The 24,892-nt window shown below is 70.6% G+C and carries 28 protein-coding genes and 1 pseudogene; 15 read left to right on the top strand and 14 right to left on the bottom strand.

Annotated elements, in window-relative coordinates:
• Positions 1 to 16: 16 nt before the first annotated feature.
• Positions 17 to 460, top strand: a complete 444-nt coding sequence (locus tag ACFYPS_RS04360; protein WP_354965296.1) for a nitroreductase/quinone reductase family protein — start codon at positions 17 to 19, stop codon at positions 458 to 460.
• A 34-nt stretch (positions 461 to 494) separates the two neighbouring features.
• Complete coding sequence (locus ACFYPS_RS04365; RefSeq protein ID WP_354965297.1) at positions 495 to 1,523, top strand: aldo/keto reductase; 1,029 nt, start codon at positions 495 to 497, stop codon at positions 1,521 to 1,523.
• Positions 1,524 to 1,562: 39 nt separating this feature from the next.
• On the opposite strand, the gene ACFYPS_RS04370 is transcribed toward ACFYPS_RS04365, so the two are convergent.
• Both ACFYPS_RS04370 and ACFYPS_RS04375 read right to left on the bottom strand, forming a co-directional pair.
• Positions 1,563 to 1,904: a YnfA family protein gene (locus ACFYPS_RS04370; RefSeq protein ID WP_354965298.1), complete on the bottom strand. Its 342-nt coding sequence runs from the start codon at positions 1,902 to 1,904 to the stop codon at positions 1,563 to 1,565.
• A 74-nt stretch (positions 1,905 to 1,978) separates the two neighbouring features.
• Positions 1,979 to 2,173: a CsbD family protein gene (locus tag ACFYPS_RS04375; RefSeq protein ID WP_354965299.1), complete on the bottom strand. Its 195-nt coding sequence runs from the start codon at positions 2,171 to 2,173 to the stop codon at positions 1,979 to 1,981.
• A 176-nt stretch (positions 2,174 to 2,349) separates the two neighbouring features.
• On the opposite strand from ACFYPS_RS04375, the gene ACFYPS_RS04380 reads away from it, so the two are divergent.
• On the top strand, positions 2,350 to 2,961 hold the full coding sequence (locus ACFYPS_RS04380) for a histidine phosphatase family protein (RefSeq protein WP_354965300.1): 612 nt from the start codon (positions 2,350 to 2,352) through the stop codon (positions 2,959 to 2,961).
• Here the strand turns inward: ACFYPS_RS04380 and ACFYPS_RS04385 are convergent.
• From ACFYPS_RS04385 to ACFYPS_RS04395, 3 genes are all read right to left on the bottom strand, one after another.
• The gene (locus tag ACFYPS_RS04385) at positions 2,891 to 3,397 is read right to left on the bottom strand and encodes an Lrp/AsnC family transcriptional regulator (protein WP_354965301.1); all 507 of its coding nucleotides are present in this window, start codon (positions 3,395 to 3,397) and stop codon (positions 2,891 to 2,893) included. The two genes, ACFYPS_RS04380 and ACFYPS_RS04385, sit on opposite strands and share 71 nt — an antisense overlap.
• A gap of 116 nt (positions 3,398 to 3,513) precedes the next feature.
• Positions 3,514 to 4,656 (bottom strand): acyl-CoA dehydrogenase family protein, encoded by a 1,143-nt coding sequence (locus ACFYPS_RS04390; RefSeq protein WP_387322677.1) that lies wholly within the window; start codon positions 4,654 to 4,656, stop codon positions 3,514 to 3,516.
• On the bottom strand, positions 4,653 to 5,768 hold the full coding sequence (locus ACFYPS_RS04395) for a Xaa-Pro peptidase family protein (protein ID WP_354965303.1): 1,116 nt from the start codon (positions 5,766 to 5,768) through the stop codon (positions 4,653 to 4,655). The genes ACFYPS_RS04390 and ACFYPS_RS04395 overlap by 4 nt, the downstream gene beginning before the upstream one ends.
• 270 nt (positions 5,769 to 6,038) lie before the next feature.
• On the opposite strand from ACFYPS_RS04395, the gene ACFYPS_RS04400 reads away from it, so the two are divergent.
• Positions 6,039 to 7,409 (top strand): glycosyl hydrolase family 18 protein, encoded by a 1,371-nt coding sequence (locus tag ACFYPS_RS04400; RefSeq protein WP_387322679.1) that lies wholly within the window; start codon positions 6,039 to 6,041, stop codon positions 7,407 to 7,409.
• A 62-nt stretch (positions 7,410 to 7,471) separates the two neighbouring features.
• Here ACFYPS_RS04400 and ACFYPS_RS04405 read toward each other — a convergent pair whose 3' ends face one another.
• Positions 7,472 to 8,353, bottom strand: a complete 882-nt coding sequence (locus ACFYPS_RS04405) for a winged helix-turn-helix transcriptional regulator (RefSeq protein ID WP_387322681.1) — start codon at positions 8,351 to 8,353, stop codon at positions 7,472 to 7,474.
• An 82-nt stretch (positions 8,354 to 8,435) separates the two neighbouring features.
• Between ACFYPS_RS04405 and ACFYPS_RS04410 the strand changes: the two genes are divergently transcribed.
• Positions 8,436 to 9,713 (top strand): MFS transporter, encoded by a 1,278-nt coding sequence (locus ACFYPS_RS04410; protein ID WP_387322683.1) that lies wholly within the window; start codon positions 8,436 to 8,438, stop codon positions 9,711 to 9,713.
• On the opposite strand, the gene ACFYPS_RS04415 is transcribed toward ACFYPS_RS04410, so the two are convergent.
• The gene (locus ACFYPS_RS04415; protein ID WP_387322685.1) at positions 9,694 to 10,794 is read right to left on the bottom strand and encodes a DUF4037 domain-containing protein; all 1,101 of its coding nucleotides are present in this window, start codon (positions 10,792 to 10,794) and stop codon (positions 9,694 to 9,696) included. The genes ACFYPS_RS04410 and ACFYPS_RS04415 overlap by 20 nt on opposite strands.
• Before the next feature lie 119 nt (positions 10,795 to 10,913).
• Here ACFYPS_RS04415 and ACFYPS_RS04420 point away from each other — a divergent pair, with 119 nt between their 5' ends.
• Together ACFYPS_RS04420 and ACFYPS_RS04425 are read left to right on the top strand one after the other, a co-directional pair.
• A complete protein-coding gene (locus tag ACFYPS_RS04420) occupies positions 10,914 to 11,141 on the top strand; it encodes a hypothetical protein (protein WP_354965308.1) in 228 nt (75 codons plus the stop codon).
• A 58-nt stretch (positions 11,142 to 11,199) separates the two neighbouring features.
• On the top strand, positions 11,200 to 12,126 hold the full coding sequence (locus ACFYPS_RS04425) for a 5'-3' exonuclease H3TH domain-containing protein (protein ID WP_387322688.1): 927 nt from the start codon (positions 11,200 to 11,202) through the stop codon (positions 12,124 to 12,126).
• Here ACFYPS_RS04425 and ACFYPS_RS04430 read toward each other — a convergent pair.
• Positions 12,123 to 13,052 (bottom strand): diacylglycerol/lipid kinase family protein, encoded by a 930-nt coding sequence (locus ACFYPS_RS04430; RefSeq protein WP_387322690.1) that lies wholly within the window; start codon positions 13,050 to 13,052, stop codon positions 12,123 to 12,125. The two genes, ACFYPS_RS04425 and ACFYPS_RS04430, sit on opposite strands and share 4 nt — an antisense overlap.
• Before the next feature lie 58 nt (positions 13,053 to 13,110).
• Here ACFYPS_RS04430 and ACFYPS_RS04435 point away from each other — a divergent pair, with 58 nt between their 5' ends.
• Genes ACFYPS_RS04435 through ACFYPS_RS04445 form a run of 3 tightly spaced genes read left to right on the top strand, consistent with a single transcriptional unit; the run spans position 13,111 to position 15,981 of the window.
• The gene (locus ACFYPS_RS04435; RefSeq protein ID WP_354965311.1) at positions 13,111 to 14,115 is read left to right on the top strand and encodes an AfsR/SARP family transcriptional regulator; all 1,005 of its coding nucleotides are present in this window, start codon (positions 13,111 to 13,113) and stop codon (positions 14,113 to 14,115) included.
• A complete protein-coding gene (locus ACFYPS_RS04440; RefSeq protein WP_387322693.1) occupies positions 14,094 to 15,065 on the top strand; it encodes an NB-ARC domain-containing protein in 972 nt (323 codons plus the stop codon). Before ACFYPS_RS04435 ends, ACFYPS_RS04440 begins: the two co-directional genes overlap by 22 nt.
• A gap of 46 nt (positions 15,066 to 15,111) precedes the next feature.
• Positions 15,112 to 15,981 (top strand): tetratricopeptide repeat protein, encoded by an 870-nt coding sequence (locus ACFYPS_RS04445; RefSeq protein ID WP_354965313.1) that lies wholly within the window; start codon positions 15,112 to 15,114, stop codon positions 15,979 to 15,981.
• A 645-nt stretch (positions 15,982 to 16,626) separates the two neighbouring features.
• Here the strand turns inward: ACFYPS_RS04445 and ACFYPS_RS04450 are convergent.
• Positions 16,627 to 18,135, bottom strand: a complete 1,509-nt coding sequence (locus ACFYPS_RS04450) for an aminotransferase class I/II-fold pyridoxal phosphate-dependent enzyme (RefSeq protein ID WP_354965314.1) — start codon at positions 18,133 to 18,135, stop codon at positions 16,627 to 16,629.
• Between the two features lie 144 nt (positions 18,136 to 18,279).
• Here ACFYPS_RS04450 and ACFYPS_RS04455 point away from each other — a divergent pair, with 144 nt between their 5' ends.
• Positions 18,280 to 18,939, top strand: a complete 660-nt coding sequence (locus tag ACFYPS_RS04455) for a DNA alkylation repair protein (protein WP_354965394.1) — start codon at positions 18,280 to 18,282, stop codon at positions 18,937 to 18,939.
• A gap of 48 nt (positions 18,940 to 18,987) precedes the next feature.
• Here ACFYPS_RS04455 and ACFYPS_RS04460 read toward each other — a convergent pair whose 3' ends face one another.
• Together ACFYPS_RS04460 and ACFYPS_RS04465 are read right to left on the bottom strand one after the other, a co-directional pair.
• Positions 18,988 to 19,800: a hypothetical protein gene (locus ACFYPS_RS04460; protein WP_354965315.1), complete on the bottom strand. Its 813-nt coding sequence runs from the start codon at positions 19,798 to 19,800 to the stop codon at positions 18,988 to 18,990.
• 37 nt (positions 19,801 to 19,837) lie between these two features.
• A complete protein-coding gene (locus ACFYPS_RS04465; RefSeq protein ID WP_354965316.1) occupies positions 19,838 to 20,197 on the bottom strand; it encodes a MerR family transcriptional regulator in 360 nt (119 codons plus the stop codon).
• Positions 20,198 to 20,255: 58 nt separating this feature from the next.
• On the opposite strand from ACFYPS_RS04465, the gene ACFYPS_RS04470 reads away from it, so the two are divergent.
• Positions 20,256 to 21,224, top strand: a complete 969-nt coding sequence (locus ACFYPS_RS04470) for an NAD(P)-binding domain-containing protein (RefSeq protein ID WP_354965317.1) — start codon at positions 20,256 to 20,258, stop codon at positions 21,222 to 21,224.
• Positions 21,225 to 21,310: 86 nt separating this feature from the next.
• On the opposite strand, the gene ACFYPS_RS04475 is transcribed toward ACFYPS_RS04470, so the two are convergent.
• The gene (locus tag ACFYPS_RS04475; protein ID WP_354965318.1) at positions 21,311 to 22,264 is read right to left on the bottom strand and encodes an NAD(P)-dependent alcohol dehydrogenase; all 954 of its coding nucleotides are present in this window, start codon (positions 22,262 to 22,264) and stop codon (positions 21,311 to 21,313) included.
• Positions 22,265 to 22,486: 222 nt separating this feature from the next.
• Between ACFYPS_RS04475 and ACFYPS_RS04480 the strand changes: the two are divergent.
• Both ACFYPS_RS04480 and ACFYPS_RS04485 read left to right on the top strand, forming a co-directional pair.
• Positions 22,487 to 22,666: pseudogene (locus ACFYPS_RS04480) on the top strand (transposase); the annotation flags it as partial.
• A gap of 15 nt (positions 22,667 to 22,681) precedes the next feature.
• Entirely contained in the window at positions 22,682 to 22,981 is a 300-nt protein-coding gene (locus tag ACFYPS_RS04485; protein WP_387322843.1) for a hypothetical protein, read from the top strand.
• A gap of 30 nt (positions 22,982 to 23,011) precedes the next feature.
• Here ACFYPS_RS04485 and ACFYPS_RS04490 read toward each other — a convergent pair whose 3' ends face one another.
• Both ACFYPS_RS04490 and ACFYPS_RS04495 read right to left on the bottom strand, forming a co-directional pair.
• A complete protein-coding gene (locus tag ACFYPS_RS04490) occupies positions 23,012 to 23,431 on the bottom strand; it encodes a hypothetical protein (protein WP_354965320.1) in 420 nt (139 codons plus the stop codon).
• A 164-nt stretch (positions 23,432 to 23,595) separates the two neighbouring features.
• On the bottom strand, positions 23,596 to 23,889 hold the full coding sequence (locus tag ACFYPS_RS04495; RefSeq protein WP_354965321.1) for a hypothetical protein: 294 nt from the start codon (positions 23,887 to 23,889) through the stop codon (positions 23,596 to 23,598).
• 355 nt (positions 23,890 to 24,244) lie between these two features.
• On the opposite strand from ACFYPS_RS04495, the gene ACFYPS_RS04500 reads away from it, so the two are divergent.
• Positions 24,245 to 24,883 carry an HD domain-containing protein gene (locus ACFYPS_RS04500; RefSeq protein WP_354965322.1) on the top strand — a complete coding sequence of 213 codons (639 nt, stop codon included), beginning with the start codon at positions 24,245 to 24,247 and terminating at the stop codon, positions 24,881 to 24,883.
• Positions 24,884 to 24,892: the final 9 nt, after the last annotated feature.

Consider the following 24,892-nt stretch of genomic DNA (forward strand, 5'->3'; position numbering starts at 1 on the left):
GGGAAAGGCCGGTGAAATGGACGACGCCATCGCACGAGCCCTCGCCATCGGACCGGACTCCTCCGCGGCCGCGCGCACCATAGACATCACCACACTGGGCGCACGCACCGGCGTCCCCCGCCGCATCGAGATCTGGTTCCACCGCGTCGACGGTCGCTGGTACCTGACCGGTATGCCCGGACCCCGCAGTTGGTACGCGAACGTGCGCGCCCACCCACGGTTCACGGTGCACCTCAAGCACGGGGTCACGGCCGACCTGCCCGCGACCGCGGTGCCGGTCGACGAGCCGACACGACGGCGGGTGATCACCGCGGTCCTCGACCTGCAGAACCGACCCGAAATCGCTGCGCGGGTCAGCCGGCGCCAGACGTTCGACGACTGGTTCCCGCACAGCCCGCTCGTCGAAATCGTCTTCGACGACGAGGAACTGCGCACCACGTCCTCGACGCACTCCGAATAGCCCACCAATCACCGAACCACTCCGAAGGACAACAGTGAAATACCGCAACCTGGGCCGGACCGGAATCGAAGTCAGCCCGTACTGCCTGGGCGCCATGATGTTCGGCGCCATGGGAAACCCCGATCACGACGACTCCATCCGCATCATCCACAAAGCACTCGACGCAGGAATCAACTTCGTCGACACCGCCGACGTGTACTCCGCCGGCGAATCCGAGGTGATCCTCGGCAAGGCGCTCAAGGGCCGCCGCGACAACGTCGTACTCGCCAGCAAGCTGCACTATCCGATGGGCGACGACCCGAACCACCGCGGAAACTCACGGCGCTGGATCACCACTGCCGTCGAGAACTCCCTGCGCCGCCTACAGACCGACCACCTCGACCTCTACCAGGTCCACCGCCCCGACCCGTCGGTCGACCTGGAGGAGACGCTGTCCGCCCTGTCCGACCTGATCCACAGCGGCAAGGTACGCGCGATCGGCGCGTCGTCCTTCCCCACCTCGGAGATCGTCGAAGCACAGTGGGTCGCCGAGCGACGCGGCCTCGAACGCTTCCGCACCGAACAACCGCCGTATTCGATCATCAACCGGAGCATCGAACGCGAGGTGCTGCCGGTCTGTCAGCGCTACGGAATGGGCGCGCTGGTGTGGAGCCCGCTGGGCCAGGGCCTGCTCACCGGCCGGTACCGCAAGGGCCAGCAGTTCGACAGCCACCGGTCGGGCCACACCCCACAGCACTTCAGCGACGAGCGCAAGCTCGACGTCGTGGAGCAGCTCATCCCGCTCGCCGAGCAGGCCGGCCTGCCGATGACCCACCTCGCGATGGCGTTCGCGATCGCGCACCCGGGCGTCACCTCGGCGATCATCGGGCCGCGCACCATGGCACAGCTCGACGACCTCCTGGCCGGCGCCGACGTCACCCTGAGCGACCAAATCCTCGACCGGATCGACGAGATCGCCCCGCCCGGCACCGACGCCGGCCCCAACGACGTGGCCTACGTACCGCCGGCCATCTCGAGCGTGGGCCTGCGCCGCCGACCGGTCCCGGAGCGTTCCGCCGCCTGAACGACGACCGCTGACGGCGCGTAGGGAAGTCGCGCCGCGCTAGGCAGTAGCGCCGCGCGGCGCGTACATGATGACCGCGACGCCGAGCAGGCAGAGCGCCGCCCCGGCCAGGTCCCAGCGGTCCGGGCGGAAGCCGTCCACGAGCATCGCCCAGGCCAACGAGCCCGCCACGAACACCCCGCCGTACGCCGCGAGGATCCGGCCGAAGTGCGCGTCCGGCTGGAAGGTGGCGACAAAGCCGTAGCAGCCCAGCGCGATCACGCCCGCGGCGATCCACCACAGGCCACGCTGCTCGCGCCAGCCCTGCCACACCAGCCAGGCGCCGCCGATCTCGGCCAGCGCGGCCACTGCGAACAACACCAGGGAGCGGAGCACGGTCACCCCGCGACCCTAGCCGCAGCACACGACGGGTCCCCGGGCGCACAGTCGCCCGGGGACCCGTCGGACCGCTCAGATCACTTCGTGAAGGCGTCCTTCACGTTGCTACCGGCTTCCTTCATGTTCTGACCGGCCTGCTTGGCGCGCGCGTCGCTCTTCTGGCTGGCGCCCTCGGCCCGCATCTGCTCGTTGTCGGTCTTGTCGCCGATCCGCTCCTTCGCGGCACCAGCCATCTGCTCGACCTTGTTTCGTGCCTTGTCGGTGAAGCTCATCGCGCCTCCTCCGTCTGGCGTCTCTCCCGGCTCGCTTGCCCGCTCTCCGGGTGCCGAAACCGGTGGTGCCGGTCGGCACATCCGGTAAGGCATCCTAGGAAGATAGGTTGAGTGTCCGGGGGCGCGGCATCGGAGGCCACCCGGTGCCGCCGGGTCCGCGATGGTTAACTGGCCGCATGGGAGAGCTCCTGCTGATCCGGCACGGCGAGACCACCTGGAGCGCCACCCGACGGCACACGTCGTACACCGATCTGGAGCTGACCCCCGACGGCGAGCGGCAGGCCCGCACCCTCGCCGCGTTCCTGGCCGGCCGGCGATTCGTCACCGTGCTGGCCAGCCCCCGCTCCCGGGCGCTGCGCACCGCGCAGCTGGCCGGGCTCACCGTCGACGCCGTCGACGAGGACCTCAGCGAGTGGAACTACGGCGAGTACGAGGGACGCACCACCGTCGACATCCACGAAGACCAACCGCACTGGAACATCTGGACCGACGGCTGCCCTGGCGGCGAGTCACCCGAGCAGGTGGGGGCCCGCCTCGACCGGGTGCTGACCCGGGTCGCCCCACTGCTGGACAGGGGCACCGTGGCGCTGGTGGGCCACGCGCACAGCCTGCGGGTGCTCGGCGCCCGCTGGATCGGCCTGCCCCCGTCCGCCGGCGGCCGGCTCCGGTTGGACACCGCCACGGTCAGCGTGCTCGGTCACGAGCACGATCGGCAGGTCATCCTGCGGTGGAACCAGCCGGCTCCTCCGGCACCCGGGACCGCGACCGACTCGGTGGCCCGGCACTGATCTTCGGCGGCCGGTTCTCGTACGGGGTGGACAGCACCACCGTGGTCCGGGTGGTCACGTTCGCCGACGTACGGATCTCCTGGAGCACCCGCTCCAGGTCGGTCGGGCTGGCAACCCGCACCAGCAGCATGTAGAAGTCCTCCCCCGCCACCGAGTAGCAGGAGTCGATCTCGGGCAGGTGGGCCAGCCGCTCCGGCGCGTCATCCGGCTGCGACGGGTCGAACGGCCGGATCGCCACGAACGCGGTCAGCGGCAGTTCCAGCGCCTCGAAGGAGACCCGGGCGGCGTACCCCTTGATCACCCCACGCTGCTCGAGCCGGCGCACCCGCTGGTGCACGGCGGACACCGACAGCCCGACCCTGTCGGCTAGGTCGGTGTACGACAGGCGGCCGTCAGCGGTCAACGCTGCGACGATGGCGCGGTCGATCTCCTCCACGGCGAGCAACCTACCGGGAAAAACGCCGGACGGCGACGAGGCTCCCACCGCAGGGTGCGGACGGCGGCCACGGTGGACCCACCGCGGCCGCGCCACCACGCGTCGTCGACCCGGGCTCAGCCCTTGGCCAGAGCCCGGGAGATGACCAGCCGCTGGATCTGGTTGGTGCCCTCCACGATCTGCAGCACCTTGGCCTCGCGCATGTACCGCTCCACCGGGTGGTCGGCCACGTAGCCGGCGCCGCCGAGCACCTGCACCGCGTCGGTCGTCACCCGCATCGCCATGTCGGTGGCGAAGAGCTTCGCCTTGGCCGCCTCGATCGAGTACGGACGCCCGGCGTCGCGCAGCCGGGCCGCGGCGAGGGTCAGCGCGCGGGCGGCGGAGATCTGGGTCGCCGCGTCGGCGAGCATGAAGCCCAACCCTTGGAAGTCGACGATCGCCCGACCGAACTGCTGCCGCTCCCGGGCGTACCCGATCGCGTAGTCCAGTGCGGCCTGGGCCAGCCCGACCGCACAGGCCGCGATGCCCAGCCGACCCGAGTCCAGCGCGGACATCGCGATGGTGAAGCCCGCACCCTCGCCGCCGATGAGCCGCTCGGCCGGCACCCGCGCCTCGTCGAAGGCGATCTGCGCCACCGGCGAGGAGCGCAGCCCCATGGTCCGCTCGGCCGCCTGCGGGGTGATGCCGGCGGTGCCGGCGTCGGCGAGCAGGCAGGAGATGCCCTTCGGGCCGGGCCCGCCGGTACGGCAGAAGACGTTGTAGAAGTCGGCGGTCCGGGCATGGGTGATCCACGCCTTGGTGCCGGAGACGAGGTACGCGTCGCCGTCGCGGACCGCCCGGGTGCTCAGCGCCGCCGCGTCGGAGCCGCCCTGCGGCTCGGAGAGGCAGTACGCGCCGAGCAGTTCGCCGCCGAGCATGTCCGGCAGCAGCTTGCGCTGCTCGTCGCTGCCGAACGCGGCCACCGGGTAGCAGGACAGGGTGTGCACGCTGACCGCCTCGGCGACCGCGAGCCAGCGGCTGGCCAGGATCTCCAGCACCTGCAGGTACACCTCGTACGGCTGTGCGGCGCCGCCGTGCTCCTCCGGGTACGGCAGGCCGAGCAGGCCGGCCCGGCCGAGGGTCCGCAGCACCTCGCGGGGAAACTCGGCGCGTTCCTCGAAGCCGACGGCCTTCGGCGCGAGCTCACGATCGGCGAGTTCGGTGGCGAGGTCCAGCAGGTCGTGGGCCTCGTCGGTGGGCAGGATCCGGTCGACAGTCATAGCGCGATGAGCTCCGTGGGGGTGGTGTTGAGCCGCTGCACGCCGTCCGTGGTGCAGACGACGATGTCCTCGATGCGGGCGCCGTGCCGGCCCGCCAGATAGATGCCCGGTTCGATGGAGAACGCCATCCCGGCCTCCAGCGGCCGGTCGTTGCCGGCCACCAGGTAGGGCTCCTCGTGACCGTCCAGGCCGATGCCGTGGCCGGTGCGGTGCAGGAACGCGGGGCCGTAGCCGGCGGCGGCGATCGGCTCCCGGGCGGCGGCGTCGGCCGCGGCGCCGCTGATCCCGGGCCGTACCGCCGCCACCGCGGCGCGCTGCGCGTCGCGCAGCACCGCGTAGTAGGCCTGGAACTCTGCCGGCGCCGGCCCGCCGGCGACGTACGTGCGGGTGCAGTCCGAGCGGTACCCCGACGTCATGGTGCCGCCGATGTCCACCACCACCGGCTCGCCGGCGCCGATCGGCCGGTCCGAGGTGCCGTGGTGCGGGCTGGCCCCGTTCGGCCCGGCCGCCACGATCACGAAGTCCACGCTGACGTGCCCGGCGGCCCGGATCGCAGTGGCGATGTCGGCGGCCACCTCGGCCTCGGTGCGCCCAGGGCGGAGCCACTCCCCCATCCGCAGGTGCACCTCGTCGATCGCCGCGCCCGCCTCGGCGAGGGCCGCGACCTCCGCCGGGGACTTGCGGATCCGTAGCTCGCGCAGCACCTCGCCGGCGAGCCGCTGCGCCGCGGCCGGCAGGGCGGCACGCAGTGCGAGGACCTGCTCGGCCCACATCCGGTCGGCCAGCCCGACCGCCGCTGGCGCGCCGTCGAGGGCCGCGACGACCAGGGGGTACGGGTCGGTGCCGTCGGCGTGATCGACGATGCGGACCCCGGTGGCCGGCGCTGGGGACGCCTCCGCGGCCGGTCGCTCCAGCGTCGGCACGATCAGCGTCGGCTCGCCCTCGGCCGGCAGCACCAGGCAGGTCAGCCGCTCCCCCGCGCGGGCGTCGTACCCGGTCAGGTAGCGCAGGTCGGAGCCGGGGGTGAGCAGCAGGGCGTCCAGGCCGGCGGCCGCGGTGGCGCGCTGCGCGGCGATCAGCCGGTCGGGCGGGTACAACTCGTCGATTCCCACCCGGTCAGCTTAACGGTCGTTTGGGGATCGCCGGCAGCCAGCGCACTGCTCGAAGGAAGGGCACCTCATTAACGCCTGGTGTAGAGCACGGGCCCCTTCTTAACAGCGCGCCAGCCCGGAAATTCACCGACGTTGATTGACGCGGACAGTTAACACTCTTTAAGATTTGGCTGCCTCGAGGCCACCCGTCCCTGCGTACCGCAACCGCACCCCCGCCCGCGACGACCCTGCACGGGCGGCTGTCGTCCCCCGCCCACGGGAAGGCCCCCGATGTCCTCACCACTGCGCCGCGCCCTCGCCGCCGGCCTGCTCGCGCTGGCCACGGCCGGCGCCACCCTCACCCTCGTGCCCACCGCCGCGCAGGCCGTGGTGCTGCCGAACAACTTCAAGAGCGTCGGCTACATGCCCTCCTGGGCCGGCAACGTCAACACCGTCCAGTACAACAAGCTCACCCACATCAACTACGCCTTCGTGCTGCCCAACAACGACGGCAGCCTCCGCCCCGTGGAGAACCCGAGCAAGCTCTCCTCGCTGGTCTCGCTCGGGCACGCCAACAACGTCAGGGTGTCGATCGCGGTCGGCGGCTGGAACGACGGCAACGACTCCGCCTTCGAGGCCCTCGCGGCCAACGCCGGCAGCCGGACCAACTTCGTCAACAACCTGGTCAACTTCGTCAACCAGTACAACCTCGACGGTGTCGACATGGACTGGGAGTACCCGGACCCGGGCGCCTCGGCGAACAACTACACCCAGCTCATGACGCAGCTCGGCAGCGCCATGCACAGCCGCGGCAAGCTGCTCACCGCCGCCGTGGTCTCCGAGGGCGGCAGCGTCCAGGGCGTGCAGACGGCCGTGTTCGGCCAGGTCGACTGGCTCAACATCATGGCGTACGACGGCGGCAGCCCGCACGCCAACTACGACTGGTCGATCGCCAGCATCAACCTGTGGAAGTCGCGCGGCCTGCCGGCCAGCAAGGCGGTCCTCGGGATCCCCTTCTACAGCCGCCCTGGCTACTACACCTACTCGGCGCTGGTCGGGATGGACCCGGCCAACGCCAACCGGGACTGCACCACCGTCGCCGGCGCCCAGCAGTGCTACAACGGCGTCCCGACGGTCAAGCGCAAGACGCAGTGGGCCCTGGCCAACGCCGGCGGGGTGATGAACTGGGAGCTGTCGCAGGACATGACCGGCTCGACATCGCTGGTCAGCGCGATGTACGACACCATCATGGGCGGCACCACCCCGCCGCCGACCGGCCGCACCGGACAGATCACCGGAATCGGCGGCAAGTGCGTCGACGTGGCCTCGGCGAGCAGCGCCAACGGCACGGCCGTTCAGCTGTGGGGCTGCAACGGCACCAACGCGCAGACCTGGACCGTGGCCAGCAACGGCACGCTGCGCGCCCTCGGCAAGTGCGCCGACGTCGCCAGCGGCTCCACCGCCAACGGCGCCAAGGTGCAGCTCTGGGACTGCAACGGCAGCGGCGCCCAGGTCTGGCAGGCCCAGTCCAACGGCACGCTGCGCAACCCGCAGTCGAACAAGTGCCTGGACGCCACCGGCAACAGCTCCGCCGACGGCACCCGGCTGCAGATCTGGGACTGCTTCGCCGGCGCCAACCAGCGCTGGACCCTCCCGGCCTGACCTGCGGCAGGCACGGGCTTTCTGCTGACGCTCGGCGTCAACAGGAAGGCCCGTGCCTGCGATCAGGCGGCGCGGTGCTTGCGGACCACGTCGAGCATCTCGTCCACCGAGCCGGCCGGATCGCTGACCGGGAACTGCACCGCGCGGACCACCGCGGCCGGGTCGACCAGCAGCGTCAACCGCTTGAACCGGGTGATCCCACCGGCCCGGAAGGTGGGCAGCAGCAGCCCGGCGGCGAGCCGACCGTCCTGGTCGGACAGGAGCGGGAACGGCAGCCTGGCGTACGCGGCGAAGTCGCCGAGCTGGTCCGGCCGCTGCGTGCTGACCCCCCACACCCGTGCGCCGGAAGCCTGGAAGTCCGCGTGCCGGTCGGCGTAGGTTTTCGACTCCAGGGTGCAGCCGCGGGCGCCGGGAATGTCGGCCCACCCCGGCGGGTAGCCCTGCGTCCCCGGCGCGTACGCCCCGGGGAAGAAGTAGAGGACGCTCCACGCGTCGCCGTCCGTCAGCGCGATCGGCTGGCCGTCCGGCCCGGGCAGGACGACGTCGGGCAGCCGCCGCCCGATCAGCTCGTGCACGCGGCGTGCCTCGGCCGAGTCGGGGTCGGCGGTCGCGGTCAGGTCACCGTCGCCCATCAGGTGTCTCGTACCCCAGTCCTGCAGTGCGATCAGCACAGGAAGCAGTCCCTCACCCTTGGCGGTCAGCAGGTAGTCGAAGCGCGGCGGATGGTGCGAGTAGGGCCGGCGCTCGAGCACGCCGTGCTCGACCAGCGCGGCGAGACGTTCGGCCAGCGCCCGCCGACTCACCCCCAGCTCGCGCTGGAGTGCGTCGAAGCGGGTCGTCCCGCCGGCGACGTCGCGCACGATGAGGAAGGTCCACCAGTCCCCCAGGACGCCGAGCGCCTGCGCGATGCCGCAGTCCGCGTCGGCAAGATCTTCCCGCCGCACCCGTCACCTCCCTCCGCTCCGCCCTCGACTATAGTCCGTTTCAGATTGGAACGCACTGGCACGGCGAACGGGGGCGGACGACATGCACGTCGACGATCGGGCCGGGGTGTTCTGGCGATGGTGGACCGCCGGCACGACCAGCATGGCCGGGTCGGCGGTCGGCGCGGTGGCCCTGCCGCTGACCGCGCTCACCGTGCTCGACGCCACCGCGTTCGAGATGGGCCTGATCGCCGCTGCCAGCTACGTCGCCTGGATCGTGATCGGCCTACCAGCCGGCGTCATCGTGCAACGCCTGCCGCTGCGCGGCGCCCAGGTGGGCGCCGACCTGGCCCGCGCGGTCGCCGTCGCGTCGATCCCGCTGGCCTGGTGGTGGGGTCACCTCACCGTCGCCCATCTCGTCATCACCGCGCTCGTGGTCAGCTTCGCCAACGTGCTCTTCGACGTGGCCAACTCGACGTTCCTGCCCAGCATCGTGGACCGCGAGCAGTTGCAGTCCCGCAACAGCCTGACCTCGGCAACGCACGCCGCCACTCAGCTCAGCGGCCCCTCCCTCGGCGGGCTCGCCGTGCAGGCTCTGGGCGCGGTGCCCACCCTGCTCGTGGACTCGGCCAGCTACCTCGTCTCCGCGGCACTGCTGCGCACGCTGCCCGCCCGCCGCGACGACGCTCCGGACCGCTGGCCGCCGGTCGGCGAGCTGATCCGGGAGGGCTGGCGCTTCGTCGCGCACCACCCCGTGATGGGGCCCGGCATGTGGGCCGCCACGGCCATCAACTTCGTCTGCGGCGCGCAGTACGCGCTCTACCCGCTCTATCTGGTCCGCGAACTGCACGCCCCGGCCGGCCTGGTCGGCGTGCTGCTCGCCGTCGAGGGGGTCGGCGCGCTGGTAGGGGCGGCGCTCACCACACGGATCACCGCACGGATCGGCACCGCCCGCGCCCTGATCGCCGCCGGGTTCACCACGGTCGCCGGGGCGTTCCTGATCCCCTGGGGCACCGGCTGGCCGGCGTACGCCGCCTTCGCCGCCGGCAACGTCGTCTTCGCCCTCGGGACGGTGGTGCTCAGCGTGACCACCCGGACGTACCGGCAGATCGCCAGCCCTCCCGACCTGCTCTCCCGGGTGATGGCGACCGTCCGGTTCGTCTCGTGGGGCGCGATCCCGGTCGGCGGCCTGGTCGCCGGCGCGCTGGCCGGCCCCCTCGGCGCGCGGGCCACCCTGTTCGTCTTCGCGACGGCGGTGGTGTGCGCGCCGCTGGCGCTGCTGTTCTCCCCCGTCCGGCACCTGCGTGACCTCACCGACCACGACCGGGACGACGACCCGCCCCGCCCCGCCCCGCCGGCGCTCACCGTCGCAGGTCGGTGACGACGCCGCCCGGCCAGAGGCTGTCGGCCAGCCGGCGGACCCGGTCGGCGTGGGTGAGCACGTCGACGCTGTGCACGTACTGGTCGACGGCGCCCAGCGGCGGTCGGTCGCGCAGCACGGGGTCGCCCACGCCGGCGCGCAACGCGGCGGCGATCCGCTCGGCGTGCAGCACCAGGAACGGGCGGTGGTGAAACGGCCGGACGCGAGCGCGCACCGGCGCCGCCAGCCCGGTCTCGTCGGTCCACCGGGCCACCGCCTCCAGCGCCTGGACCAGCCCGCCCTGACGTCGGGTCCAGTCGCCCGGGCCGAGCGCGTCGTTCAATGCCGCGACCACCGGCGCCGCGTCGGGCAGCCCGCCGAAGACCGTACCGAGCCACTTGTCGTACGGCGGCCAGCGCCGGCGCAGCAGCAGACCGAGCCGCATCAGGTCCCGGGCCAGGCCGGCGGCGACGACCCGGCTGCCCAACTCGTCGCCGACCTCGGCGCACCGGCCGGGCAGGTGCTCCGCCTGCGCGATCCGGGTCCACGCTGCGGCGAGCACGTGTCGCCACACGTCCGGCGGATACCAGACCAACGCCGTCCGGCGGGTCGTCAGTGCGCCGTCGAGGCCGTCGTGAAAGATCGCGCCGCCGGTCACCTCGGCCAGCCGTTGAGTCGGGGTGGCCAGCCAGTCCGCCACGGCGACACCGTCGGCGGGGTCGAAGCCCAGCCGATCGCGCCACCAACCGGCCAGCTCGTCCACGCGGACGCCGAGCCGGCCGCCCGCCGGGTCGGCGACGCCCAGCCGCCCGTCGTCGCCGGCGAAGCGGGTCGGCCAGCCCAGAAACTCGGCCGGCAGGTCGGCGTCCAGCGCGGCACGCAGCCCCGGGATCCGGTCGGCGTCGGTGGCCGTGACGAAGACCTGCACGCGCGGCCCCCAGTCGTGGTCGGTGGACCGCGCGGTGTCCAGGCCCAGCAACTCCGAGCCGCCGTCCAGCAGGCCGGCCGCGTACCGCAGACCCGGGAAGCGACGGTGCAGGACCGGTGCGACCACCTCGTCGTGGTAGCGGCGGGCGAGCGTCAGACCGGGAAGGAACGCCACACCGGCAGTCTGCGCCGGTCGGGCACCAGCCGCACCGCGGTTTCCCGGGTCGGACGGCGCCGTGGGTCATAGCCTGGACAGAGGGTTACCGTACGGGCACCGCGACCGGGAGGACCGACGTGGCAGCGAACGAGGCGGACCGGGCGGCGACGCGCCGACGCCGGCAGCTGTGGGCCGGGGTCCTCGCCCTCGTCGGCCTGGTCCTGCTGATCATCGGCCTCACCGTGGCCGACGGCGTCGCGGCCTGGGTCGAGGTGCTCGTCGCGATCCTGCTGCTGGTGGCCAGCTACGTCGTGCAGTACCTGGCCCGCAGGGCAACCGTCTACCGGCACGACGAGCGGCGCTGACGCGGACGACGGCCGGGCGTACCCCTGATCGTCGGAGGGCTGTGCCAGGCTGTCGGGCGTGGCACACCGATCCCCGATCCTGCTGATCGACGCACCCAGCCTCTACTTCCGGGCCTACTTCGGCATTCCGGAATCCGCCGCCCGCGCCGAGGACGGCACCCCGGTCAACGCCGTGCGCGGCTTCCTCGACATGCTCGCCACCCTGATCCGTGGGCGCGGCGCGGACCGGATGGTCTGCGCGCTGGACTACGACTGGCGCCCGGCGTGGCGCGTCGACCTGCTGCCGTCGTACAAGGCGCACCGGGTGGCTCCGCAGGGCGGCGAGGTCGTGCCGGACACGCTCTCCCCGCAGGTGCCGAAGATCCTGGAGGTGCTGGCCGCGGTCGGCATCACCTCCGTCGGCGCCACCGGCTACGAGGCCGACGACGTGCTCGGCACACTCTCGGTGACCCAGCCGGGCCCGGTCGAGGTGGTCTCCGGCGACCGCGACCTGTTCCAGCTCGTCGACGACGTCCGGCCGGTCCGGCTGCTCTACGTCGGGCGCGGCGTGGCCAAGCTCGACGACTGCGACGACGCCGCCGTGCGGGCCCGCTACGGCGTGCCGGCCGACCGGTACGCCGACTTCGCCGCGCTGCGCGGCGACCCCAGCGACGGGCTGCCCGGGGTGCCGGGCGTCGGCGAGAAGACCGCCGCCCGACTCATCGAGCGGTACGGGAGCATCGCCGGCATCCTGGCCGCCCTGGACGATTCGGACTCGTCCTTCGCACCGGGCCTGCGGGCCAAGCTGGCCGCCGCACGCGACTACCTGGCCGTCGCGCCGACGGTGGTCCGGGTCGCGCTCGACGTGCCGCTGCCGGAGCTGCCCACCGCCCTGCCGACCGCCCCCGCCGACCCGGACCGGTTGCTCGAACTGGCCGGCACGTGGAACCTGGCCGGCTCCGCCCGTCGACTGGTGGACGCCCTCGCCGCACGCGCTGACGCCTAACGATCGGGGCTGTCGGCGGGAGCCATGATGCGGAGCGCGTTGGGATCCAGGCCGATCCGGACCGGGGTCTCGCCGTACAGCTCGCCGTCGACCTCCACGGGCGCGGGTCGGTCGGTCTCCAGCCAGAGTTGGTGGACGGCGAGGAACGGCTCCTCGCCGAGCGTGCGGCGATGCCCGGTCGCCGCGTTACGGGCCGTGTGCCGCAGCAGCTCACGGCGGGGCGCGCCGCCCACCGGATAGGCGACCAGGAGCCGGTCGTCGGCGTCCGCGTCCGCGGTGATCGGCCGGCCGGCGTGGAAGCCGCCGTTCGCCACGTACAGCTGGTGGGTGACCACCTCGCGCTCCCGTCCCTCGGCGCGCACCACGGCGCGCAGCGGGCGGTGCCGGGTCAGCAGCGTCAGCGCGGTGACCGGATACGCGAGCCGGCCGGTGGCCCGCTTGAGGCGCGCCGGCGTCCTGAGCATCACGTCGGCGGACAGGCCGATACCGACGTGGTTGGTGAACCACCGGCTGCCCACGAGCCCGAGGTCGACGTCGATCACCTTGCCGTCGGCGAGGACCGCCACGGCCGCGTCGAGGTGAAGGGGGACGCCCACGGTGCGCGCGAAGTTGTTGGTGGTGCCCAGCGGCAGCAGACCGAGCGCGATGTCGCGGTGCGCGAGCAGGCGTGCGGCGGTGCTGATCGTGCCGTCGCCGCCGCCGGCTATCAGCAGGTCCGGTCCGAGGTCGGCGGCAGCGGCGAGGCTCTGCTCCAGTTCGGCGGGCACGTCGACCGGGTACGCGGCCAGCAGCTTGAAGCCGGCCGACGTGAGCCGATCCCGCGCCCGCTCGTAGAGCCGACGACCGCGACGGGAGTGGGTGTTGACCACGAGCGCCGCGCGCCGCTCCCATCGGATGGCCTCGCTCAGCTCCGGCTTCGTCCGCATACGCCCGGAGCCTATCGTCGGATGGCCGGCCGAAATCCGACCTTCGCAACCGACCGGGGTGTCGCTGATCGACGTTCGTCGTGCCACGATCGGCGGGTCCCATACCGGTTACGCCACGCCCGAGGAAGAAATCATGCGGTTCGAAGTCCTGGGGCCACTGCGAGCCGTCAACACATCGGGGTCAGTGGTGCCGGCCGGCAGAGGTCAACATCAGGTCGTACTCGCCTGCCTCGTTGCCGCCCGCGGCCAGACGGTCGCCGACAGCACGTTGATGGAAGCCCTGTGGGGTCGCGACCCGAGCAACAACAAGCACGGGGCGCTGCGGGTCCTCGTCCATCATCTGCGCCGCAACCTCGGCATTGGATCGATCATTCGCGCGGATGGTGGCTACCGCATCACGCTGGCCGGCCACCAGCTTGATGCCGACGAATTCATCGCTCTGGTCGACGCGGCCGCGCACGACGAGGCGCAGGGCCGGCTCGCCGAGGCGCGTCAGCGCTACCAGGCGGCGCTGCGGCTGTGGCGGGGAACGGACGCCTACCACGGCACCGCCGATACCGATCATGTGCGGGTGGCAGCAAACCACCTGGGCGAGCAGCGGATGACCGCCTACGAACGCTGCGTCGACATCGAACTCAGCCTCGGACTCCACCGCGAACTGTGCCCCGAGCTGTCGGCCGTGGCCACGGAGAACGCGCTGCGCGAGCGCCTCCAGGCGCAACTGATGCTTGCGCTCGTCCGCAGTGACCGTCGGGCGGAGGCGCTGACCGTCTACGAACGGACCAGGCGCATTCTCGCCGACGAGCTTGGAGCGGACCCGGGTACGCGCCTGCAGCAGCTCTACACCGCGATCCTGCGCGGCCCACGCCAGCGGTTGTGCCATCCGTCGCCGCTGCCGCGGTCCGGCCGGCGCAGCTGCCCGTTCCACCCAGCGATTTCGTCGGGCGTTACGACGAGCTCGGGGTCCTCGACGCCGTGCACGCGAAATCCCGATCCGGTCAGCGTCCCAGTGGCTCAGTGGTCGTCACGGGATCCGGTGGCATGGGCAAGACGGCTCTGGTGACGCACTGGGCCGATCAGAACCGGCAGAGCTTTCCTGGCGGGCAGCTCTACCTCGATCTCGACAATGACATCCCGGCGACGGTGGCACTGGCCAGGGCCCTCGTCGATCTCGGCATCGCGCCCGACGACGTGCCACAGCAGGCAGAGACACGCGCCGCGCAGCTGCGCTCGCTGCTGTCCAGCCGCACGGTGCTGATGGTCCTGGACAACGTGAGCAGCGCCCAGCAGGCCCGGCCGTTCTTCCCCGGCGCCGGTGACAGCATGCTGGTGATCATCAGTCGGAACCGGCTTGACGGGCTCATCGCCCGCGAAGGCGCTCACCTCCTGGTGCTGAACCCGCTGCACGGCGAGCCGGCCACCCGTCTGCTCCGGGCGATCGCCGAGATGTCCCACTCCGCGACCGACGACGTCCGTACCCTGGTGGCGCTGTGCCACGGGATGCCGTTGGCCATCCGGATCGTGGGCGCCCACCTGCGGCTGGGAGCCCGGCCGGACGCCCTGGTCGACGCCCTGCACGATGAGCGCACCCGACTCGCCCGGCTCACCACCACCGATGGCGACGCGAGTGTGCGCGCCGTCATCGCGGTGTCGTACCGCCGGCTGGACGCACCGGCACGTCGGCTGTTACGCCGCCTCGGCCTGTTGGACGCCCGTGCGATCCCGCTCGGCGCCATGGCCGCACTGGCCGGCATCTCCTGCGGCACCGTCCTGACGGACCTGGTCGACACGCTCGCCGCGGCCAATCTCGTCACCGTCGAAGCGGACAGCCTGGTCAGCCTCCATCAGCTGACGCGCATGTTCGCCCATCAGCCAGGGCCAGCTCGACGACACCTCGGCCGATCGCGCGGCCGCCGAACGGCAGCTGCTCCGCTGGTATGGGCACGCAACCCGCCAAGCACAGCACAGCATCAGGCCGACCGCAGGCGGAGCCGGCGGTGGTGCCGTCCCTGACGCGCAGCACCTCTTCCTGCCTGACCTGACCGGAACCGTCGCAGCGGTGAGCTGGGTCGACACCGCGGCGGAAACGATCATCGGGCTGATCGACCAGCACGTCCGGATCCACCCTGATCTCGTCTGGCCCCTCGCCGTCAACATACGCGGCTGGCTGCAACGCCGGGCCCCCCGCGACACCTGGATCGCCGTGATCGAGCAGGGCATCCGATCCGCCGCCCTGGTCGGCAGCAGCACCGGCGAGGCCACCCTGCGTGGAAGCCTGGGCGTCGCACACTGCCTCCTGCTGCAACGTACCGAGGCCCGGGCCGCGTACCAGCGCGCCAGCGCACTCTTCGGGCAGAGCGGCGACCATGCCGGCAAGGCCGACGTCGAGGCGAGCCTAGGTGCGATGCTGGCTGACAGCGGGGCACTTGACGAGGCACTCCCACCACTGCTGCGGGCGCGGCATCTCGCGACCCTGCTGAACGACCCCGATCTCATCTTCAAGGTCGAACTCAACCTTGGCTACCTGCATCGACGGGCCGACCGCCAGCAGGAGGCACTCGACGCCTACACGTCGGCGTTGTCGGCCGCGGAGCGGTCCAGCAACCGTGACTGGTTGTCGGCGAGCGTCCACACGAATCTCGGCCGCCTGCATCTCCTTCAGGGCAACCTCGATCAGGCCGGACACCACTACGACACAGCGGTCCGGCTCGCCCGGAGCACCGGCGACCGCATGCGGGGAGCATGGGCACTGCACGGATGCTCCGACATCTCCGCGGCCCGACGAGACCTTCCGGCCGCCGTCGCAGCCCTGCATGAAGCCGTCACGATCCTCGAACCCCTGGGCGATCGTCGCCTCGACGAGATGCGCACCCGGCTGTCCGAGTTGCTCTCCGACGACACCGCCGGGCAGTCACCGCCGCAGGCTTGAGGGCGTGTTTCGCACCCTCGCCGGCGCATCCGGCGCCGTTGGCGTCTCCGCGGTCTGGCCAACATCGAGCCAACATTCTGCTGGAAGACTGCGCCATCAGTAGTCAGCCAAGGCTCGCCGGGAGGGAGACCGTGACATCTGTACGAGCCAAACGGGGGTGCGCGGCCAGGCCCGAGGGCGCCGGCGCGCTCACGCAGACCGATTCACGTCAGAACGGAGCCTGGAAATGTCACCTGGAACGAGAAGCCGGAGGCGCAGCTTCGCCGCCGCGGCGATGGCAACGGTGACGTGCGCCAGCGTCCTGGGGATCGCATCCCCGGCGGCAGCCGCTACGACATCGGGAGGATCGTCCGTCAGTGCCGTCGCCGAGGGCGACATGGTGGCTCAGAGCTGGGCCTTCGTCGCTTCCTACCCGGGCAACTCCATGGGGTTGGCCGCCTGCGCATTCCACGCGAGCTTCCTGCGCTCACAGACGGGTAGAAACTACCTGTGCAGCCGGGCGGGCTCCTACTACCACCTCCTGAAGGAACTCTGACCCGCGGTTCCCCGCTCAGCTGGTCACCATCGTCGGGCCCCACCGTCTCCCCGGGTGGGGCCTACGTCAGTCGGTCGGGGTGCGACACGCCTTCGGTGCCACGCTGCTCTTCAGCGCGTCTCCTCGGTCGCCTGCTCGGCAGCACGGCGTACGTCGTCGAGCAGGATCCGCATGTCGCGTCGGGTGGTGCGGTAGTTGACCACGCAGCCGCGCAGCGCGAAGCGGCCGTTGATGGTCGCGTTCGACAGGTACGAGCTGCCGGCCTGCTGCAGTAACACCATGATTCGTTCGTTGAGTCGGTCGAGTTGCTCCTCATCGGTCTGCGACCGCGAGCCGGCCTGCGCGCTCGGCGGCAGGTAGCGGAAGCAGAAGATGGAGAGTTCGACCGGGGCGAGCAGCTCGAAGTCGACGCTGTCGTCGATGAGCTCGGCCAAGTGGCGGGCGCAGTCGAGGTTGCTCTCGATCGCATCGCTGACAGCTTGCGACCCGGCGTGCGCCAGCGTCATCCAGACCTTGAGCGCCCGGAATCGCCGGGACAGGTCGGGGCCGTAGTCCCAGAACGCGAAGGCCTCGGCCGGCTCGGCCCGCATGACCCGGATGTAGTCGGCGTCCAGGCTGAAGGCGGGCCGTACCGCCTCGGGGTCCCGGTAGATGAGGCAGCCGCAGTCTGCGGGCAGGTAGAGCCACTTGTGTGGGTCGAGGGAGATGGAGTCGGCCTCCGCCAAGCCGTCGAAGAGCGCACGGGCCGACGGGGCGAGCCGCGCGAAGCCGCCGTAGCACGCGTCGACGTGCATCCAGAGCCCGTACTCACGCGCGACCACCGCGATGTCGGCGAGCGGGTCGACCGCGCCGGTGACGACGGTGCCGGCGTTCGCCACCACGCAGAACGGTTCCGCCCCGGCGGCCCGATCCTCCTCGATGGCACGGACTAGTGCGCCGACGTCCATTCGGAAACGGGCGTCCACTGGAATCTCGCGGACGTTCATCCGCCCTATGCCGAGCAGCGCGGCGGCCTTGTGGATCGAGTGGTGGGTGTCGGTGGAGGCGTAGACGCGCAGTTGCGCCGGGTGGGCGGCCATACCCTGGGTGGCGACCGTGTCGCCGCAATGGCGGTGTCGGGCGGCGGCCAGCGCGGTGAGGTTGGCCATCGAGCCGCCACTCATGAACAGGCCTCCGGCGCTCGGATCGCAGCCGATGGCCTCCTTGATCCAGTCGATGGCCACGTGCTCCAGCTCGACGGGAGCCGGTGCGGAGCGCCATGCGGGGAGATTCGCATTCAGCGCCGACGCGAGGAGGTCGGCCACCACGGCGACGGCGGTACCCGGCGCCGAGACGTACCCGAAGAAGCGGGGATGCCCGTTGTGCCGGCTGCCGGGCACGACCACGTCCCGGAAGACCCTCAGCAGGTCGGCGAAGTCGCGGCCCTCGGCGGGCAGCGGCTCGGCGAGTAGCTCCTTCAGCACGGCTGCGGAGGTTCGCGGGCTGATCGGCAGATCCCCGATCGAGTCGTGGTGGGCGGCGATCCACTCGACGGCGCGGCCACCCATGTCCCGGATCTGCTCCGCCGAGGGGTCCAGGGCGGAGTCGACGCCGCGTCCGTCGGATGAGATCGAAGTCATGACCCGGAGGATAGTGTGGATCATGTCCTGGCGTTCGCCCGCGAGTACGAGCGGCAGCAACGAGTGGTCGACTACCGTCGTACGCTGCATCTCGCATGTGACGAGCAGGAGGCTGCGGTGGCCGAGACGACGCCGACCGAGACGATGGTGGCCGAGGTGAGGGCCGAGCTGGCCGAGCTCGAGGACCCGAAGACTCGCGAGGTGAACGAGAGACACGGTGACGATCACGGTGTGCACCTCGGCAGTCTGCGCGCGCTCGCGAAGCGACTGAAGACGCAGCAGGAACTCGCGTGCCAGCTCTGGGCGACGGGTGACACCGCGGCGAGACTGCTGGCGATTCTGATCTGCCGACCGAAGGCGTTCGGACGTGGCGAGTTGGACGTCATGTTGCGCGAGGCGCGCACACCCAAGGTGCACGACTGGCTCGTGAACTATGTGGTGAAGAAGAATCCGCACTCCGAAGAGCTGCGCCTGGCCTGGTCCGCCGATCCGGATCCAGTGGTCGCGAGTGCCGGCTGGGCGCTGACCACCGAACGCGTGACGAAGAAGCCCGAAGCCCTCGACCTACCGGGGCTGCTCGACGTCATCGAGGCGGAGATGAAGGACGCCCCGGATCGCCTCCAGTGGGCCATGAACCACTGCCTGGCTCAGATCGGGATCGAGCACGCCGAGCACCGCGCCCGTGCAATCGGCATCGGTGAGCGCTTGGAGGTGCTCAAGGACTACCCGACTTCCCCGGGCTGCACGTCCCCGTTCGCGCCCATCTGGATCAACGAGATGATGCGCCGCCAGCACGACAGGTAGGACGCACCTCCAGCCGCCATGGTGACACCCGATCGTGGATCAGGCCGGTCAGACGGCCGGTTCCCTGGTGGACGACCGCTGGCCGCCGTGGCACGCGACCAACGCGTCCGCCACGATGTCAGCGTCAGCCTCCGCGACGTCCGCCGGGTACTCCGGCAGCAGGTCGTCCCAGACGACCAGCCACGACCCGTACAACTGGGCCTGCCCCTCGGGCCGGGCGAAGAACCAGACGTGCAGATGGGCGCCACCATCTCCGATGCGGTACACGTGTGCCCGCGAGATGTGCGGCAGTGCCTGCACGTGGCGAACGATGCGAGTGCTCAACAGCCCCAGCTCGGCGGCCAGTTCGTCGGGCAGATCCGCCATGTCGTAGTGATCGCGCGGATACAGCATGAGCACCAGCGGAACGCCCACGCCCGAAATCCGCGCCAGCCGCCAGTGATCGTTGAACCAGATCCCCTCGTCCCGGTCACGACAGGCGCTGCAGTCCGACGGATCCTCGCCGTGCCGCGCGGGTTCCGGGAGCACCGGCGGGCGCAACGGCGCAACGCGGAGCCCATCCGGTTCGAACGGACTGATCTCCCAACCCGTCATGCGTGCCAACGGGAGCCGACGCTCGGCGTCCGCGACGGCGACGGCGTGGTCATAGAACTCGTCCGGTCGCAAGGCCATGCGGCGAAGACTAGTACCCGCAAAAGCAGGAAGCCGCCGGTAGGGGTGAGTGCTCAGCGCAGTTGGGGTTTGTTCTGAGCCGGTCGGATGACCGAGGAAGAGCCCCGGGCCGCGGGTCATGCGAGCTATCAGCGGCAGATGCGCGCACCTGATCTTGGCCAGGTTGGGCTGACTCTCCCTCCGGTTCATGGCATGAGCACGGAAGGTTCAGGTTGCCCGGGTTCGGTCAGCAAGGGTCGGGCGTGCCTCGGATGAGGCGGTCCAGGATGTCACGGGCCGCAGCGAGCGTCTCGATGGACCTGGTGATTCGGGTGCGCTCCTCGGCCAGGGCGTCGAGGAGTTCGGGGCAGGTGGGTGCGAGCACCGTCGTGTCGTCGGGGACGCAGGGCAGGATCTCGGCGATCGCGGTGGTGCCCAAGCCGGCGGAGAGCAGCAGTTGGATGTGCCGCACCGTGCGCACGGCTTGCCCGTCGTAGTCCCGGTAGCCGCTCGCGCGACGGGCGGGCTTCAACAGGCCCTGCTCCTCGTAGTAGCGCAGGGCGCGGGGGGTGGCGCCGGTCTGTCGGGCCAGTTCGCTGATCCGCATGTCCAGAGCACATCAGGACTTGACCTTCACGTCAACGTGAAGGTTTACCGTCACCGCTGTGACAGACAACAACGTTGAGCACGAACAGCGCCCCGCTATTGCCATCCTGGGGCTTGGCCCGATGGGCCGGGCGCTCGCCGCCTCGGCGCTCGCCGCCGGCCACCCCACGGTGGTCTGGAACCGCACGCCGGACAAGGCGGAAGCACTCGTGGCCCATGGTGCCGTGCTCGCGCCCACGGTAGCCGATGCAGCGCGTGGGGCATCGATCACCATCGCGTGCATGATCAACTATGGCGCCGTCCGCGCGAGCGTGGCCGACCTCGCCGAGTGGCCCACGGGCACGCTCGTCAACCTCAGCAGTGGCCACGCCGGAGAAGCACGCGCCATGGCGGGCTGGGCCGCACAGCGCGGCATCAACTACCTGGATGGCGCCATCCTGACGCCGGCCCCCACGATCGGTACACCCGCGGCAACGATCCTCTACAGCGGCCCGCACTCCCCGTTCGATCGCAGCCGCGCCCTTCTGGAGAGCTTCGGCGGCACCAGCGTCTACCTCGGCGACGACATTGGTATCGCGTCGGCGTACGAGATGGCCTTGCTCGACCTGTTCACCATGTCCGTCGGCGGACTCGCGCACGCCTTCGCCCTGGCCATCGCCGAGGGCATCGAGCCTGCCGCGTTCGCCCGCTTCGCCAAGGGGATCGGCGGCCTGCTGCCCGACATGGCCGACCGGTTTGCCGATCAGCTTGCTGCCGGCGGTTTTCCCGCCGACGTCTCCAGTATCGCGTCGGCAGGCTCCGCTGTGGCCCACGTCATCGACGCCGCCGCCGCTCGCGGCATCGACACCACACCGCTGCAAGCCGTACAACGGATCATCGGCCGGGCCGCCGCGGCGGGCTATGGCGGCGACAGCTACGCCCGGCTCGCCCAGCTTCTCGCCGAAGCCGACCACGCGGACGCCTGGGCCGAGCTGGCCACGCCAGAGCCGTCGCAGCCCCACCCGTCGCACCGATCCGCGGACAACTGAACCGGCCAGCGGCGGCAGGCGTCCGTCCGCTCATCGACAGATCCGGTTGTTCGCGGCGCCGATCGCGGAAAATCTGCGGTCGCTGGTCAGTTGACGCTCACGACGACCTTTCCAAGGGCGCGTCCCTTACCCACGTGGGCCAACGCCTCGGGCGTCTCGTCGAGCGTGAAGGCCCGGTCGATGTGGATGACGAGGTCACCCGCCACGCAGAGATCGGCCACCGGTTCGAAGTGGGTCGGCCCTTCCCGGACGGCGAGCACGCCCAGCCGGCGGTGGGTGAGCCGGCCGGCCACCGCGCCGATCGTCAGGACGCGCAGCAGCGCCGAGACCGATCCGCCGACGCACCGGTAGCGGCCGCCGGGGGCCAGTGCCCGGCGGTAGGCGAACACCGATCGGTGCGCGACCAGATCGAGGATGAGATCGTACGGGCCGCTGCGGGTGAAGTCCCGGCTGCGGTAGTCGATCACCTCGTCCGCGCCGACGGACCGCATGAAGTCGAGCTTGCCCGCGCTGTCGACGCCGGTTACCTGGGCGCCGAGTCGTTTGGCTAGCTGGATCGCGAATGCGCCGGATCCTCCGCCGGCGCCGTTGATCAGGACCCGGTTGCCGGCTGCGGCGCCCGCGGTGCCCTGCTGTGCGATCACGCCCGCCTGTGGGATCGCCGACGCCTCGGCGAAGGTCAGGGCGGCGGGCTTGCGGGCCAGGACCGATTCGGGCGCGATCGCGTACTCGGCGAAACCGCCCTTGAGCATGAGGTTGTCGCCATACACCTCGTCACCGGGTCGGAACCGAGTGACGGCGGAGCCCACCGCGTCGACCCATCCGGCGATGTCCGAGCCGAGGGTCCGGCGTGCCGGGGAGCGCAGCCCACCGATGCGCGAATACAGTGGCGAACCTCGCAGAGTCTCCCAATCGCTCAAATTCACCGAGGTCGCCGCAATCTTGACGAGCACCTGTCGGGCAGCGGGGGAGGGCTTGGGGAGATTCTCGATTCGCAACCCATCCGGAGGCCCGTACCGGTCGTACACGACTGCTCTCACCTGGTACCACCAGCCCTTCGGGAAAGTAGGCCAGCCGCAGCACCCGATGCGTTCAGGGCCAGCAGCCTACGCCTCTTACTTAGCACGGCGGGACAAGCGGCTGGTCGACAAGGAGGCTGCACGGAGGGCCGGGGTTCCTTCCACCAGGCGAATGAGGAACAACGCCGTGGCGGGCAGCCTGACTTGAAGAAGTCCTTGAGCACGCCTCTGTTGAGCCACACCATGGACCTGCACGGCATCGGACCCTCCGGCGCCGCCCGGCTGCTGGCCGAAATCAGCGACATCACCCGGTTCCCGAACCGAGCCCACTTCGCCTCCTGAAACGGCACCGCCCCCATCGACGCGTCATCCGGCGAGCAAGTACGCCACCGCCTCTCCCGCGCCGGGAACCGACAGATCAACCGGGTACTGCACATCATGGCCACGGTCCAGCTACACAACCCCACCGAAGGCCGCGCCTACTTCGATCGGAAGAAAGCCTCCGGGAAGACATCAATGGAAGCGATGCGCGCGTTGAAACGACGCCTGTCCGACATCGTCTACCGACAGATGATCAACGACGCCACGACGGCTACGGCGGCGGGCCCGGAAGGACAACGGGAGACGACTACTGACTCCAGCGTGACCAGCTCACATCCCCATGCCGGCTCTTCGGAGAAGTCACTTCCCGGACCCGCCGCCACCCAGGATAGAACCCCGCTCCCCGCGATGGCTTGACACAGAGGGGAGCCAGAAGCGGACGTTCCGTCAGCGACCTCCACGGCGTGCCGTCAGGGTGACGAGGACGAGGACGGCAACGCCGAACATGGCGGCTCCGACAGCCCACCACCAGAAGAATCCCGAAAAGACCGAGGCGATCAGAAGGCCAATGCCGAGGCCGGCCAGCAGGCCGAGTCCGAACAAGGCCCGTGGGGGCAGCGCGAGGTACGGCAGGCGCCGCACCACGAGCACTTCCAGCCAGGTGCCGCCCACCGCTAGCAGTGCCGCGCCCACCCCGTCCACCGCGGACAGTCCGTGACCCTCGCTGATCGGCACGAGGACTCGACCCTCGTCACCGGCGGGAACGAAGAGAATGAGCACGCCGGCGACGACGAGCAGGACCGTGATTGCCACCTGGGTGCGCGGCACACTCCCGACATCGTGCGACATCGCTTCAGTCTTGGTCATCCGCCGGGCTCTCGACAGGAGCCGAATCGCCGAACATCGAAGCACGAAGATCAGGTTGTACGGACGGCCGTCGACCGCCGGCCCAGAGCTCACCACGAAGGATCCGGCGTTCAGCGCGTTGCCGGTGGAATCCGGGTCTCATTCGGCGGGACCGGGAACGGTTTTCACATGGTGACGCGACGGGCCGTGCTGAACCGGCGTTGGTAGGCGGCGGGGCTGATCGACATCCTCCTGGCGAAGAGCGTGTCGAAGGCCGGTTCCGAGGAGACGGCGCCCTCGACCGCGATCCGGACCCCGAGGTTCGATGTGACGTCCGCGCCGGCCGGCGACAGCAGCACGATCCGGTAGTCGGCGCCGAACCGGTTCGCCTCCTTGAACACCTGCGCGGGACCGGCAACGTCCAGCAGCGTCACTCCGTCGTAGACGAGGATCGCGACGCGATGGGGGCCAGCGTTCACCGCTCCGGTCCCTTTGTAGCCGGATCCGCGGGGTCAGCGATCCGTTCCCGCGGCACTGGCCTCAGTCCGGTCGGCGGAACAGAAGGCCCGGGCACCGTCTATTGGTAGCACGCTCCTACCGGAGATGACGGGGATCCTCGTGGGCGGGGTAACTCACGTCACGACTATTGCCGGTAACAAACTCCGCGGAATCTCGTCCCGCAACCGATGCCCGGTTGACCCATGCTCCCAACCCGGCATTCCGGTCCGGATATGAGTGATTCCTGGCCGGACGAGGGCGGCGACGACGACGATCGGTGGGCAGCATGGAGGTCAGACACACGGTCCGCACACATACCGCGGAAGGTCAGAGATCATGTCAGAGGTCATCGCGGGGTTGGAGATTCCTGAGACAGCGGCGGTCGCCGAAGCGACCAGGCGTATCCAGGAGACGACCAGCCCCCTCATCTACCACCACTCCCGACGGGTCTTCTTCTTCGGCCTGATTCACGCTGACCGGCTTGGCGTGAAACCGGACCCGGAACTGCTCTATCTGGCGGCCATGTTCCACGACACCGGCCTGCTGACTCCCTTTTCCGACGTCGAGCAGCGCTTCGAAGTCGATGGCGCCGACCACGCGCGCACGTTCCTCCTGGAACGGGGTTTCTCGACGGCCGCGGCCGAGACCGTGTGGACGGCGATCGCGCTGCACACCACGCCGGGCATCCCCGACCGGATGGCCCCGGAAATCGCGACCACGTACCTCGGTGTCCTGACCGACGTGCTCGGCCTGGGCCTGGACGGACTGGAACACGATCAGCTGGGCGAAATCCTCGCCGTCCATCCGCGAGGGGACTTCAAGAACGAGTTTCTGCGAGCCTACGTCGACGGGCTGAAGAACCGCCCCGAAACCACGAACGGCACCGTGAACTCCGACGTGCTCGAACACTTCATCCCCGGCTTTCAGCGCGTGACGACGGTCGAGCGAATCGTCGGATCGCCCTGGCCGAGCTGATTGGACACC

The sequence above is a fragment of the Micromonospora sp. NPDC005087 genome, from assembly GCF_042872965.1.
In the GTDB taxonomy this organism is placed as follows: domain Bacteria; phylum Actinomycetota; class Actinomycetes; order Mycobacteriales; family Micromonosporaceae; genus Micromonospora.

Excerpts from the sequence above, each read along its gene's own strand:
- ACFYPS_RS04360 (WP_354965296.1), top strand. The coding sequence starts at position 17 with ATGGACGACGCCATCGCACGAGCCCTCGCCATCGGACCGGACTCCTCC.
- ACFYPS_RS04375 (WP_354965299.1), bottom strand. The coding sequence starts at position 2,173 with ATGAGCTTCACCGACAAGGCACGAAACAAGGTCGAGCAGATGGCTGGT.
- ACFYPS_RS04380 (WP_354965300.1), top strand. The coding sequence starts at position 2,350 with ATGGGAGAGCTCCTGCTGATCCGGCACGGCGAGACCACCTGGAGCGCC.
- ACFYPS_RS04390 (WP_387322677.1), bottom strand. The coding sequence starts at position 4,656 with ATGACTGTCGACCGGATCCTGCCCACCGACGAGGCCCACGACCTGCTG.
- ACFYPS_RS04400 (WP_387322679.1), top strand. The coding sequence starts at position 6,039 with ATGTCCTCACCACTGCGCCGCGCCCTCGCCGCCGGCCTGCTCGCGCTG.
- ACFYPS_RS04410 (WP_387322683.1), top strand. The coding sequence starts at position 8,436 with ATGCACGTCGACGATCGGGCCGGGGTGTTCTGGCGATGGTGGACCGCC.
- ACFYPS_RS04430 (WP_387322690.1), bottom strand. The coding sequence starts at position 13,052 with ATGCGGACGAAGCCGGAGCTGAGCGAGGCCATCCGATGGGAGCGGCGC.
- ACFYPS_RS04440 (WP_387322693.1), top strand. The coding sequence starts at position 14,094 with ATGGGCAAGACGGCTCTGGTGACGCACTGGGCCGATCAGAACCGGCAG.
- ACFYPS_RS04450 (WP_354965314.1), bottom strand. The coding sequence starts at position 18,135 with ATGACTTCGATCTCATCCGACGGACGCGGCGTCGACTCCGCCCTGGAC.
- ACFYPS_RS04455 (WP_354965394.1), top strand. The coding sequence starts at position 18,280 with ATGGTGGCCGAGGTGAGGGCCGAGCTGGCCGAGCTCGAGGACCCGAAG.
- ACFYPS_RS04460 (WP_354965315.1), bottom strand. The coding sequence starts at position 19,800 with ATGAACCGGAGGGAGAGTCAGCCCAACCTGGCCAAGATCAGGTGCGCG.
- ACFYPS_RS04465 (WP_354965316.1), bottom strand. The coding sequence starts at position 20,197 with ATGCGGATCAGCGAACTGGCCCGACAGACCGGCGCCACCCCCCGCGCC.
- ACFYPS_RS04485 (WP_387322843.1), top strand. The coding sequence starts at position 22,682 with ATGGCCACGGTCCAGCTACACAACCCCACCGAAGGCCGCGCCTACTTC.
- ACFYPS_RS04490 (WP_354965320.1), bottom strand. The coding sequence starts at position 23,431 with ATGACCAAGACTGAAGCGATGTCGCACGATGTCGGGAGTGTGCCGCGC.
- ACFYPS_RS04500 (WP_354965322.1), top strand. The coding sequence starts at position 24,245 with ATGTCAGAGGTCATCGCGGGGTTGGAGATTCCTGAGACAGCGGCGGTC.